Source organism: Noviherbaspirillum sedimenti, assembly GCF_003590835.1.
Lineage (GTDB): Bacteria > Pseudomonadota > Gammaproteobacteria > Burkholderiales > Burkholderiaceae_D > Paucimonas > Paucimonas sedimenti.
In genome coordinates this window covers 599900-612904 of the sequence record NZ_QYUQ01000002.1, presented here as the reverse complement: position 1 = coordinate 612904, position 13005 = coordinate 599900, and the positions used below count along the sequence as shown (strand labels likewise).

Genomic DNA, 13005 nt, shown 5'->3' with positions numbered 1-13005 from the left:
GTCCCCTTGCTCAGACTGATCGAAAATCCAAGACGCAAAGAGTTTCTTCGCCAATGTAATCTTCGCTTAAGCCGCTTCCACAGAGACTCCTGAGTGCGCGGGCCAGTGTCAGCCGCGCCACTTACGTGGCTGACACCGATCGAAAACAGGTCAACGGCATATTATCGATAATTTCAAAACACACATTGACCGCCATACTGACGCGAACATCCTCATGCGCGCAATCGACGATATTGCCGATTATGCGCACTCCCTCATCAAGATCGACCACCGCAATTACGAACGGAATGCGTGCGCGTTGGCTGGGGTCTTGCCCCATGCGTTCGATAGTGAACGAATAAACCTTGCCGCTGGCTCGCGCCGGTTGCCAGGACCAGTCAGTCTTGAGACAGTGCGGACAGTGGCTGCGCGGATAAAAAAAGAAACCATCGCGCGGACATTTCTGCAACAACAGCTTTTGTTCGCGTGCTGCATCGAAAAATGGTTGCGAGATGGGCGCAACCAACGGTAACGGACGGCCGTTTTCAGCGTAAGCCAGCATCATGCCCCTTCCAGAATGACAGCAATCTGTTCGGACAACATACCACCCGACCCACTACAGAACGCACGATCACAGTGCGCGATCTGGCGCGCATCAGCGCGTCCCTGTATTTGGCGCGTTGCCTCGATGAAATGCGACAGCCCGCCTGCGAGACGCGGTTGTCCGAAGCTCAGTTGTCCGCCGTGCGTGTTCAGCGGCCAGTCACCGTGATAACGCAGATCGTGCTCGCGAACGAACGCCTGGCCTTGCCCCGGTTTGCAAAACCCGGCACCCTCAATTGCGAGCAGGACCGTAATCGTAAAGCTGTCATAAAGACATGCGAGATCTATTTCTTCGCGCCGCATTCCCGCCATGCGGAACGCCCGCTCCGATGCAGCAGCGAGCGGCGAGTGCAGAAAATCCGGCATATTGGTGATGCTTTTGTGCGTCATGAATTCGCCATAACCACTGACAAACGTCGGACGATGGGGTGTACGTGTAGCACGCTCGGCGGATGTGATCAGCATTGCGCCACCGCCATCGCAAGGCATGACGATTTCCAGCAATTTGATCGGGTCGGCAACGTAACGTGAAATCATTACATCGTCGACGGTAATCGGCTTGCCGTAGAAAATGGCGTTGGGATTTGCCTGTGCATTATCGCGATGTTGCACCGAAATCTTCGCGAGAATTTCTTCATCGTAGCCGTATATAGCACGGTAACGTTGTGCCGCCATCGCATAACTTGGGACTGCGGCAACGAGTCCTACCGGAATTTCCCATTGCGATTGCGGCGAACCCCAAGCGTCACCACCCATGTAGATCATCGTCGGCAAAAGCTTTGATTTCGCATCCCGATAAGAAGGTGAAGGCACGCCAGGACATAGCACAAGAACGCTTTCACAGACACCGACTTCAATGGCTGCGGCCGCGCGCCAGATCATCCCGGCTGGAGAGGCGCCGCCAAGATCGACTATTTCATTGAATGACGTTTGAAGGTTGAGATATTCGGCAACGGCTGACGGCGCGAACACCGGCGACTCCGGTACTCCACCGATGACAATGCCGTCGATTTCGTGCTTTTCAAACTTTGCGTCGGCCAATGTTTCCGCTGCGAGTTGCGCCATTGCTTCGAGAGAAAACATCGATGTAGGCCATTTTTTCTGCGGTTTCCATTCGCTAAATCCAACGATCGCCGCAGTTTTTTTTCCCATCGTTTACCCCAGGATTTCAATAGACCATGGCATGGATCACAGGCGGAAAGTCGGATTCGATGCGTGCCGTCAATACTTGGTTTGTATCTAAAAAATAAATACTTTCGGTGGTGTGGCCGTTCTTAAACTTCACGGAGGATGCGTCAGGATTCATCTGGTAGATCAACCACAGGTCTTCGATCTGGACCTTCACTCCATGCAAATCGTCCCAAATATTTCTTGAACTTTGCTATCCCACCCGCTAGCCATGGCGACGCTTTTGTAACGCGAAGTAACACAGCGCATCAGCTTTCATGGCGTTTTGCCAAAACCATGCACTCATTCACTTCGCGTTAGCCTGCCGTTCATCGGTTCTTCCACACTGGCTTGCGTTTCTGTGCGAATGCAGAAGGCCCCTCAAAGTAATCATCACTGGCAATCAACTCATCGATAAGCTTTGGATCACGATACTGCATGGCTTCATCCGCCGAAGCCCATTTCCCGGCATCGCGCATGGCCTTCATCGACAGACGCACCGAGGTCGGCGATGCTTCGAGGATCTCGGCCGCGAGGGTACGCGCGCCTGGCAACGCCTGGCCCGCGGCTTCAATCCGGTTCACCATTCCCCACTGAAGTGCAATCTCAGCCGAGAATTTTCGCCCGGTCAAGATCAATTCATTCGCGATCTTCACCGGAATCTGTCGTGGCAACCGCACCACCCCCCCGGCACCGGCAAAGAGTCCTACCCGCACTTCGCTAAGCGCAAACTGAGCAGTCGCATCAGCCACGATGATGTCACAGGCCAGGCTAATTTCCGTTCCACCACCCATCGCGAAACCATTCACCGCGGCGATGACGGGCTTGCTGCGCACCCGGTTTGTCAAGCCGCCAAAGCCGGTTTTCGGCAGCCAGGAAGATTTTCCGCTGGCGTTGTACTTCAAATCTGCTCCGGCACAAAAAGCCTCTGTGCCTGCGCCCGTGATGATCGCTACCCACAAGTCAGTATCCGCCTCGTAGGCGTCAAAAATTGCTGCCAGCTCGTCGTTGGCCATCGGATGCAAGCTATTGCGCGCTTCCGGGCGATTAATGGTCACTTCTAGCAGGTGGCCCTTTCGTTCGACGAGGCAAAATTCGTACTGCTCCCGGAATACCGGCGGGCACTTCGGAAACAACTGCGCAAGCCGTTGCTCGCTGAAAGTGAATCGATTGCCATGTGCTGTGGAGGTCACGAAAATTCTGCTGCCAAGCGGATCAACCTCAAGCATCCGCCCTACCGTATCTCTGTCATCATCTTGGGTGGTTGCAAGGAATCGCGCGCCATTCTTTTCCAACCGGCCCACGACGATAGAATAGGCAGGTTGCCCCTTCTCGTACACCGTAGTGTAGGTCTCGATCGTGCCCGGGCCTTCCGGTTCCATGCACAACTCCGGCGCCGGGAGGTTATCGATCTCCTCTTGCAGAACTCGGCTGTCAAAGGTTTTCCAGTTCTTGGGTTGAGTGGAGTAAATGCCAACCGAATACTTCGAGAGTACGCCGCCATTGGCGCCGATAAACCCGTATTGTCCAGGCGATCGGCGCAACTTCTCGACCATTGTTGCCACCGCGTGCGTCGAATAGTTATTGCCCGGGCCGCCGAAAAATGGATGCCCGCCAGTCACCGTGAGGCCACGTTTGTCATCAGCAGCCAACCCCAGTCCGTCGCAGGCGACATTAAAGACAGCAATTGGAAAACAGCTATAAAAGTCAAACCACCTTACCTTGTCAACGCCGATCCCAGCTGCACCCAAAGCAGCCTTGCTCGCCATTTGCGCCGCCGGAGACTGGCTTAAATCCTGGCGCTCGAGCAGATCACGTTCTGCCAGATCACTGTAGCCATGCAGAAAAACCCATTTGTCTTCCGGGATGCCGAGCTCACGCGCCAAACCGACTGTGGTAATCAGTAACGCCGCCCCCTGGTTGACTTGATCACGCGCGACCAGTCGCTGTGGATAAGGGTCTGCAATCATGCGATTACGTTCTGTGACCGTGGTCAGATCGGCGACGCTGTAACGCTGAACGGAAAATGCAGCGCAAGGATGCTCGGCCGCGACCGCCGAAAAAGGCGAAAACAACCGGCCCATCTCGTCAGCGTAAGCCTCGCGCGTCATCCCGAGCCGGCCCCGCCTTGCATTCTCCAGTAGTCCATATGACGGCGGCGCACCTGCCAGTTTGTGTATCCTCGTATGCATCGTAAACATGCCCTTCAATCCCATGCCCCGATCCTCAACCTCGCCTTCCACCGCCTCCGACCAGTCAGCCGTCTTGCCTGCTGCGACCAGAGCGCGTGCACTGGAAATATTTTCAGCGCCAGCCAGCAGTACCATACGCGCCTCGCCGGCGGCCACCTTCTCGCAAAACTCGTTGATTAAGCGCTGGGGCGTGTCGCCACCCGCCCGGTCCCACACAGCGGTACGCGGCACCAAACCAAGACGCTGCGCGATCGAGCGTGGAAAATTGTTACTTTTACCAAAAGGCTGGGCACGCGCAGGTATAGAATCCTCGAACGTTCGTGTGGTGACAATCGTATCCAGAAACGGTTTCAATTTTTCCAGTGACAACGCATCTGCAAAAGCCTCTCTGGAGGCATGCACTGCCAGTTCCACTGCAGACAATGCTTGATAATCAGCAGCGTCGAGACGATTGGTGCACTGGCCAACGCCCACGATAATAGGTGTGTTCGAACTGACGCTCATATTCATTCCCTTTAATTGATCAAGTTATGCCTGTCGCGGATCTTCAATTTGCAGCAACTCCTCACGCCAGAATCGCAAACAGGCAGATTCACCAGATTTCACAGAACATAAAAAATACATATATACGTAAATCACTAGGTTATCGAAGTATTCTATTATAAAATTCAATTGTCAAGCATCACCTTAGCTCCAACATTTAATTTCGAGAGGAATCTCCATGACTGTTAGCTGTCCCCTTTCGCGCTTATTCAACCCGCGCAGCGTCGTGATCATCGGCGCATCCGACAACAACCCCTGGTCCGGCATGGTCATCCGAACCCTAAAGTCGGTGGGTTTCAGCGGCAAGGTGCATTTGGTAAACAAGCGCGGCGCCGAAGTGATGGGCCAGGCGACTTTCACTTCGTGCCGGAACATCGGTGAGCCGGTAGACGCAGCGTTTTTAGCCGTACCGGCAGCAGCCTTGGAAGACGCTCTGGAAGACATGGCTGATGCAGGTATCATGCATGGCGTTGTGGTCAGCTCCGGCTTTGCAGAAACCGGCCCTGCAGGTGCGGCGGAACAGAAACGTATCTTTGATCGCGCCGCCGCACGCGGCTTGAAGTTACTGGGACCGAACAGCCTGGGCAGCATCAGCCTGACAGATAGCTGTGCACTTTCGGCAATGTCCCTGGATTTGCCAATCCTACCCAATGGAAAGGTGGCGCTGATCAGCCAGAGTGGCGCTACAGCCGGCCTCTTGACGAAACAGGCTTATCGCCAAAACATCGCTCTGAGCCATGTTGTGGCCATGGGTAACGAGGCTTGTATCGACTTAACCGAAGTGCTCGAATATATGATTGAGCAGCCTGAGGTGCGCGCGGTCGCGATATTTGCCGAATCAATCAGGCGGCCAGAAAGCTTTCTTGCAGCAGCGCAACGCGCACTGGCATTGAAAAAAGCGATCATCATCCTCAAAGTCGGCACCAGCGAACTTACTGCAGAAGTTGCGCAAGCGCATACCGGGGCATTGGTCGGCGACGATCGTGTGTTTAATGCGGTGTGCCGACAATACGGCCTGGTCCGGGTGTATTCATTGGAACAATTGCTGATCACAGCTTCGGTCATAGCACACGTCGGCCCCCTGGAACAAAAGGGATTCGCCGTAGCGTCCATCTCCGGCGGGGCCTGCGAAATCATGGCCGATGCCGGAAGTAGTGCAGGAATTCGGTTCACGCGCTTCGCACCACGGACCATGGAACGGCTGAAAGACGTAGTGGCGGACTTTGGCGCCGCCCACAACCCGCTGGATGTGACCGGCGCTGCACTGGTCAAGCCCGAGATCCTGGAGAACGTGCTGACAGCACTAGCCGCCGATCCTGACGTAGGCCTACTGGCCTGTACTTTCGATATGGCGAGCACGCCCGCGCAGACAAACTCCTTCACACTGACCATGCTTGATCGATCGCTGGCCGGCCTGGCCACGGCGAAGTGTCCGACGCTGTTGATCGAACAAACAATGAAAGATACGACAGAATACGCGCGCGAATTGCTGAAAAAGCACGCGGTACCAATCCTCGTTCCCGGGATGGACGCGGCGATGAAAGCCATCGGTAGCGCATACCAATGGTCCGATCGGATGCGAACTGCTCGGACCGGTACCAGTACAACCGTTAAGCCGATTGCGGGAATTAATCGTCCCCGCTCAGAGCGCGAAACGCTCGAGTACTTGCAAAGTCACGGTGTACCAGTGATTCCTGCTCGGGTGGTGCGCTCCCGAGAAGAAGCGGCAAGCGCCGCCCAGGAAATGAACGGGGTCGTTGTACTCAAGATCCTTTCGCCCGATATTGCACACAAAACCGAGGTCGGCGGCGTCATGCTGAATGTGGACGGCGGCGCCGCGGCTGCAGATGGCTACGACACGATTATGCGCAATGTAGGAGGCGCCGCTCCCCATGCTCGCATTGACGGCATCATCGTTTCTCCGATGCGCAGCCAAGGTACCGAGCTGTTTATCGGCATCGTCCGTGACCCCTCCTTTGGGTTGGCCATCGCGGTTGGCCTTGGAGGAATCTGGATCGAGGCACTCGACGACACCGCGTTGCGCCTGCTTCCGGTGACTCCCGACGAGGTACTGGAAATGTTCGGCGAATTGAAAGCGCAACGGTTGCTGACGGGATATCGGGGCGCGCCACCGGTCGATCTGGCCGCCCTATCGGTCGTAGTCGCGGCTGTCGGGCGCGCGGCAATTGCCCTTGGCCCAGAGTTGGCTTCACTGGAAATCAACCCCTTGTCCATTAATGCCGACAAAATCGAGGCGCTCGATGCGCTGGCCACTTGGAGTGCATCAGAACCGACATCCCAGGCGTAGTCAAACATATGAATTAGTTTGCGAGCCGCCAAGAGTCTTTCGGAGAACGGCTGAAAACTTCGCGCCAAAGAAGCAGCGCGAGGTTTTCAGTCTTGACACTAGCAGATCAGGCCCGGACGCATGCTTAAGTGGGCGTCATTGGGGACCTGCGTCACGCTAGGTCTTTTCGCGCCGCCGTTGATACGTACTGGGGGACATCTGGGTCCACTGTTTGAACGCTCGACTGAACGAGCGTGGCTCCGCATACCCCAGTTGTGCGGCCACTTCAGCAACCGGCATGCGTTGAAGACATAATTTTTCAATCGCCAGATCGCGTCGCAATTCGTCGCTCAGCGCCTGATAGATGGCGCCTTCACTTCGCAGGTGACGCCGCAAGGTCTGCGACGTCACACCCAAATCCCGGCAGACCTCATCTTGCGAAGGCCAATGCAATCGTTGTGACAAGCTTTGACGCAGAACCGCACGCACACGAGAACTCCATCCAGGGGAACTTTTCGGCCACTGCGGGACGCCGAGAGCGAGCAGGGCCAGATGCTCCTGAAGCTCGGCTAGTGTGCGAATCACTGGCAGTGTCAGGTACTTACGGCTAAACACCAAAGCATTCTGTGTCTGGCCAGTTCGACACTCACCGCGGAGGAAGGGACTGAGGCAACCATTGAGGGATGCCTGGTCCAGGGTCATATCAACCCGCTTTACAGGAAACATGTATCCAGCCATCCAGCTCAGCAGCAGGTGCAGGCTGACGAGCCAGTAGTCGCACAATATCCCGTCGGGGTCCAGTTCGGGCTGGTTGAGGCTTACTCGCAATTCAACGTCATCGCCTACCACTACTTTCTCGAAATACAGATCCTCAGTCACAACGCCATAGAATCGAAAAAATACATCTACAGCACCGGTCAGGGTATCGCTGCGCAGGGCCATCTCGACCGCAAAAGCAAATGTGCCGCGGCGGCATGGGTGAGCACATAGGCCATAACATTCGTCATTCAAGGCCTCCTTGATGCTATTGAGCAGGCGCGAGCATTCCTGTTGACTGATGAAGCTCCGCGCCAGGGCTTGCAGGATCGATTCATTGTCCTCGCTGGCGTCTTGCGCCGGCAGTGCCACGCCCGCTGCAGCAAGACAGTCCACAAGGCGAATCCGGCTGCGCGCTCCGGCTCTGAGTACACGCACTGCGTGATCAGCGAAATTCTTCCCTTTCCCCGGTCGGACTTGCGCCGGTGCACTCGATGGTTCACTGACCAGGAAGTTACTAATCGTTTGCATGATATTCGTCTCGCCGTATCGTTTGTGCGATATTTTTTGTCACCAATTGTCCTTCACAGAGCAGCATATCGACTGCAACATTGCCTTACTCTCAGTCCAAATATAAAGGCATATCCATGTTGAATAATACTGCATGTAAGTTGGTCGGTTGCGAATTCCCCCTGTTTGCGTTTACACATTGCCGTGACGTTGTCGTAGCCGTCAGCCGGGCCGGTGGCTTCGGCGTATTAGGGGGCAGCAGCTTTACCCCGGAGCAGCTTGAACTCGAACTCCGCTGGATCGATCAGCACATTGACGGGCGTCCCTATGGTGTAGACATTCTGGTGCCCGAGCATCAGGCACTCCCTACCGGCAAGCCCTTGACGCTGGATTTCCTTGCCGCCCAAGTGCCGCAAAAGCATCTGGCCTTTGCCGTCGAGCTGCTCCGACAACATGACATCCAGGTCGAGCCGGCAGATCTCTTGCCGCAGTCCTTGCCTGGCATGATGCCCGAAATTGGCGAAGCATTGATGGATGTGGCGTTTCGCCACCCTATCCGCCTCATTGCCAATGCTTTGGGCATTGCACCGCCTTCCATGATCGAACGCGCGCGCGCGCATGGGGTGCCCGTCGCGGCACTGGTCGGGGCCAAGGAACATGCCCTGCGACAGGTTGCTGCGGGTGTGGACATGATCGTCGCCCAAGGCACCGAGGCGGGTGGACACTGTGGCGAAGTATCGACCCTGGTGCTGGTTCCTGAAGTCATCGAGGCGGTGGAAGCTGTACGAAAAGTTCCAGTACTGGCCGCAGGCGGCATCATGAACGGCCGGCAAATGGCAGGCTGCATGGCCATGGGTGCAGCCGGTGCATGGACTGGCTCGGTGTGGCTCGCGACCACGGAAGCCGAAACGTCGCCAGCGTTCCAAGAGAAGATGTTGGCCGCCACCTCGCGCGATACGATCCGCTCGACGGCCCGCACTGGCAAGCCATCGCGCCAGCTGCATTCGGCCTGGCATGACGCCTGGCACGGTTCCGATAGCCCGGGGACTTTGCCAATGCCAGTAATGAGCCTGCTCGCGTCGCCAGCATTCCGCAAGATAGAACGCGCAGCCGAAGCTGGCAATCCGAAAGCAATGGAGCTGTTGAGCTATTGGGTCGGCCAGGGTGTTGGTCTGGTGCATAGCATTACCTCGGCCAGCGAAGTGATGCGCAGCTTCAAGAACGATTTCGCTGAGGCCCTGATGTTTCTCAATGAACAAGTTGAGGATTAAGTATGTCGGCATCCCCTAACAGCACGCCATGTCAAGAACACCTTGACGCCCTGCGCGATGCCGCCCGTCGGTTACTGACGCAGGAATGGCCGCCAGAACAAGCTGTGGCATGGGCACAGACAGATTCGAAACTGGGAAGCGCATGGCAACAAGTTGCACGGCAGGGCTGGCTTGCCATTGGGGATGACGCCGAACTCGGCGGCCTGGATGAACTGATGCTGCTAATCGAAGAGCTGGGACGTGCAGCATGTCCCCTGCCGCTGGTCGAATCGTACACACTGCACAAGATTGCTAAAAAGCAACATGACTGTACGGAACTGCACCGTGTCGCTAGTGCATTGACCACTGGACAGGCTGCTGTTGCAGTGGCAATTGCAACATCGGACGGACAGAATGCAGCGCTCACATGGCAAACCGAGTTGGGTAAAACACACCTATCCGGACAAATCGACTTCGTAGAAGGTATCCAACTCGCTACCGATTTCCTGGTGATTGATGAAGACGCCGCCCGTGCCGCCTTGGTGAGTGCAACAGCGGCCGGGCTAACGCACGTGGCGACGCCTGGCTATGCCGTGCCCGTCCTGCATCGCCTGCATTTTGAAAGCGTGCCGGCAACCGTCGTTCCCTATGACTCCTCGGTCGGCTTGCTAATGCGATTGGGGCTTCTCATGAGAGCATTGGGGGCAGCACGCCGGACGTTTGAACTGGCCGTTGAATGGGCCAAGACACGGGTACAGTTTGGCCAGCCAATCGGTCGCTTCCAAGCCATTCAGCATAAGCTGGCAGACGCTGCGACGCTGCTCGATGCTTCTACTCTCTTGATCGAACGCGCGGTCGCTGCGGTCAAGCGTGGCGACATGGATGCAGAGATACAGATTGCCTGTGCCCAGGCCTATGCCGGACCGGCTATGCGTCGGGTCACGCTGGAAGCGCATCATGTATTTGCAGGAGTGGGCTATTTCGAGGAACATGAGGCTCCGCGGCATCTTCGTCGCGTACATGCAGACATGGTGGCACTCGGCGGGCTTGATCGTGCTTGTAATCTTCTGGCCGAAGCCGCGCTCGAACGTGGGGGCTTGCCAGATATTCATCTGAGCCCGGAGGCCGATACATTCCGTGCCGAAGTCCGGGCCTGGGCACGCACATTAAATATACAACCCCAATTGAACCACGGATCTGGAGCAGATCAGCTGGCCACTCAAGCAATTTCGAAAGGTTTGATCGAACGGGGCTGGATCGGATTGGGATGGCCGAAAACATCTGGCGGACAAGAACGATCAGTTGCCGAGCAGTTCGTCTTCGCTGAGGAGATTGCCTACCATGGTATTTCATTAGGCTTGCTACGCGCCACCGAGACAATCATCGGACCAGCACTGCTGAAATTCGGAACCCCTGCGCAGGTACAGCACTTCATTCCTCGCATCCTCAAGCACGAAGTTAGCTTCTGCCTGGGCTACTCTGAACCAGAATCTGGCTCGGACTTGGCCTCGCTGCGTACCCGCGCAATACCTGAGGGCGACGGCTGGATCATCAACGGATCCAAGCTGTTCACAACCATGGCCGAAGATGCCAGCCATATATGGTTGGCGGTTCGCACGGATCCGGAGCAGCCAGGTCATCGCGGCATCAGCGTATTCATCGTCCCCAAGGATTCGCCTGGCATTTCCGTACGTCCGATGCGTGCAATGCATGGTGGCACGGCGTGCGCAGTGTTCTACGACGACGTGCATGTTGATGCAGATGCGCTCGTCGGCAAGCTGCATGGCGGCTGGCAAATCATTACTGCGGCGCTGGCGCATGAGCGCATCCTCATGGGTGCCGCCGTAGCTTCGGTGCAGGCCCAGTTCGATCAGCTGCTTGTGGCCATCAAGGCCAGGCAGCGTCGAGGACAGCCCATGGCCGAGGACTCATTGGTACGTCACCGCATCGGCAGCCTGGCCGCCCAGATTGAGGCGGCACGCATGCTTGCAGTGCGCAACGTACAGCTGGTGAGTCTCGGTAAGGTACCGATCGCAGAGGCATCAATGTCAAAGTGCGTGACAGGTGAACTGATGGAACGCATCGCCGAATGCGCAATGGATTTGTTCGGCACAGGCGCTCTTCTGTCACACGGTTCTCCAGGCAGCATTGGTGACGGACTGTTCGAGAGGGCATTGCGCCTGGCTATCATGTACGTCGTGGGTGGCGGTACCAACGAAATCCAGCGCAACATCATTGCTACGGTGGGATTGGGACTACCGCGTTGAAGCAACGGGGATCGAATTCATATCCTGTATTGTCGGATAACTGCCAGAAAGATTCTTAGCTTATGACTTTTGTTCCTCAACAGCAGCAAACAAGTGGACATCCGGTGCTACCAAGCCAGCCGGCTACTTCAGATGGCCGGCCGGACCTGACCCTGGGACTGAAATATCCCATCGGTGCACCTCCGGCTGTTGGCGAAGCGATTGAAGTCGCGCCGGGAGTCTTATGGTTGCGCATGCCGTTGCCATTCGCACTCGATCACATCAACGTATGGGCGATCGCCGATGAAGATGATCATGGTCTAGGTTGGGCGATTGTCGACACCGGCATCATGACATCCGAGGCCACGGAAGCGTGGTGCAAGGTACTGTCGCCGCATGGTCCGCTGGCGGCCACTACACAAGGCGCACGCGTCACACGCGTATTGGTGACCCACATGCATCCCGACCATGTCGGCATGGCGGGCTGGTTGACGCGAAAATTTGGCTGTCGATTATGGATGGCACGGCTTGAATATCTCACCTGCCGTGTTCTAGCGGCTGACACCGGCCGCGAAGCGCCCGACGACGCCGTGCGTTTTTACCGCGCGGCCGGATGGGCGGAGGATGCATTGGACCGTTACCGGGCGCGTTTCGGTGGCTTCGGTCGGCATATGCATGTACTCCCTGACAGCTTCATGCGGCTAAGCGACGGCGACTGCATTCAGTTCGGACGCTCGAATTGGCGTGTCATTATCGGTCGAGGCCATTCACCTGAGCATGTGTGCCTGCTCAACGAAGAGCAATCCCTGCTGATCTCGGGCGATCAGGTTCTACCACGCATCTCGTCGAATGTTTCAGTTTTTCCCTCTGAACCTGAAGCCAATCCACTTAATGACTGGCTGACATCTGTGGCCAGCCTGCGCAAGACCCTTAGCAACGAACTGCTTGTGCTGCCAGCCCACGGAGAGCCCTTCCTGGGCCTGCATGCCCGGCTCGACCGAATGACAGCTGGCCACCAAAACTCCTTGAGCAGACTGCGCCAAAGTTTGTCAGAACCGCTACGGGTCGTCGACGTCTTCGGCGCACTATTCGCGCGCAAAATCAACGACAGCGGTGAGGAGCTTGGATTAGCCACAGGCGAAGCGCTGGCGCATCTGAACTATTTATTAGCTCGTAGAGAGATTACCCGGCTGACCGACGCCAATGGTGTAATGCGGTATATGATGAAGTGACGCGAAGCGAGAGCTCCTGCAATTACGCGAACACCGTACGCTCTGTCTGAGCCATCGCCCTCTCCCGGATAACGCTATCAATGTCAGGCGTCATCACGCATGCGCCATCGGCGGGAATCGAGCGCAAGCGTCAAGCCACCTCATCTTCCGTACTTTGGCTACTCGAACAGCATTAATTCGCAGTTCTTCCAACGCCTCATGCGAGAATTTACGTCCCGCTTCTTCATGCATATTCTCCCT

The 13005-nt window shown here is 56.4% G+C and carries 8 protein-coding genes; 4 read left to right on the top strand and 4 right to left on the bottom strand.

Annotation, left to right across the window (positions count from 1 at the left end; translation table 11 throughout):
* Positions 1–121 precede the first annotated feature (121 nt).
* From D3878_RS02960 to D3878_RS24200, 3 genes are all read right to left on the bottom strand, one after another.
* Positions 122–544: a Zn-ribbon domain-containing OB-fold protein gene (locus D3878_RS02960; protein ID WP_119784124.1), complete on the bottom strand. Its 423-nt coding sequence runs from the start codon at positions 542–544 to the stop codon at positions 122–124.
* Positions 541–1734 (bottom strand): thiolase family protein, encoded by a 1194-nt coding sequence (locus D3878_RS02955; protein ID WP_119784123.1) that lies wholly within the window; start codon positions 1732–1734, stop codon positions 541–543. The genes D3878_RS02960 and D3878_RS02955 overlap by 4 nt, the downstream gene beginning before the upstream one ends.
* A gap of 344 nt (positions 1735–2078) precedes the next feature.
* Complete coding sequence (locus tag D3878_RS24200; protein ID WP_233556210.1) at positions 2079–4445, bottom strand: enoyl-CoA hydratase-related protein; 2367 nt, start codon at positions 4443–4445, stop codon at positions 2079–2081.
* Between the two features lie 217 nt (positions 4446–4662).
* Between D3878_RS24200 and D3878_RS02945 the strand changes: the two genes are divergently transcribed.
* Positions 4663–6792, top strand: coding sequence for an acetate--CoA ligase family protein (locus D3878_RS02945; protein ID WP_119784121.1), 2130 nt, complete (start codon positions 4663–4665; stop codon positions 6790–6792).
* Between the two features lie 156 nt (positions 6793–6948).
* On the opposite strand, the gene D3878_RS02940 is transcribed toward D3878_RS02945, so the two are convergent.
* Positions 6949–8058, bottom strand: coding sequence for an AraC family transcriptional regulator (locus tag D3878_RS02940; RefSeq protein WP_119784120.1), 1110 nt, complete (start codon positions 8056–8058; stop codon positions 6949–6951).
* A 116-nt stretch (positions 8059–8174) separates the two neighbouring features.
* Between D3878_RS02940 and D3878_RS02935 the strand changes: the two genes are divergently transcribed.
* The 3 genes from D3878_RS02935 (at position 8175) to D3878_RS02925 (ending at position 12765) form a co-directional block, all read left to right on the top strand.
* Positions 8175–9308: an NAD(P)H-dependent flavin oxidoreductase gene (locus D3878_RS02935; RefSeq protein WP_199688069.1), complete on the top strand. Its 1134-nt coding sequence runs from the start codon at positions 8175–8177 to the stop codon at positions 9306–9308.
* A gap of 2 nt (positions 9309–9310) precedes the next feature.
* On the top strand, positions 9311–11554 hold the full coding sequence (locus D3878_RS02930) for an acyl-CoA dehydrogenase family protein (RefSeq protein ID WP_119784119.1): 2244 nt from the start codon (positions 9311–9313) through the stop codon (positions 11552–11554).
* A 62-nt stretch (positions 11555–11616) separates the two neighbouring features.
* Positions 11617–12765 carry an MBL fold metallo-hydrolase gene (locus D3878_RS02925; RefSeq protein WP_119784118.1) on the top strand — a complete coding sequence of 383 codons (1149 nt, stop codon included), beginning with the start codon at positions 11617–11619 and terminating at the stop codon, positions 12763–12765.
* Positions 12766–13005: the final 240 nt, after the last annotated feature.

Bases quoted from the DNA above. Each gene is read 5' to 3' on its own strand.
- D3878_RS02960 (WP_119784124.1), bottom strand. From the start codon at position 544: ATGATGCTGGCTTACGCTGAAAACGGCCGTCCGTTACCGTTGGTTGCG.
- D3878_RS02955 (WP_119784123.1), bottom strand. From the start codon at position 1,734: ATGGGAAAAAAAACTGCGGCGATCGTTGGATTTAGCGAATGGAAACCG.
- D3878_RS24200 (WP_233556210.1), bottom strand. From the start codon at position 4,445: ATGAGCGTCAGTTCGAACACACCTATTATCGTGGGCGTTGGCCAGTGC.
- D3878_RS02945 (WP_119784121.1), top strand. From the start codon at position 4,663: ATGACTGTTAGCTGTCCCCTTTCGCGCTTATTCAACCCGCGCAGCGTC.
- D3878_RS02940 (WP_119784120.1), bottom strand. From the start codon at position 8,058: ATGCAAACGATTAGTAACTTCCTGGTCAGTGAACCATCGAGTGCACCG.
- D3878_RS02935 (WP_199688069.1), top strand. From the start codon at position 8,175: ATGTTGAATAATACTGCATGTAAGTTGGTCGGTTGCGAATTCCCCCTG.
- D3878_RS02930 (WP_119784119.1), top strand. From the start codon at position 9,311: ATGTCGGCATCCCCTAACAGCACGCCATGTCAAGAACACCTTGACGCC.
- D3878_RS02925 (WP_119784118.1), top strand. From the start codon at position 11,617: ATGACTTTTGTTCCTCAACAGCAGCAAACAAGTGGACATCCGGTGCTA.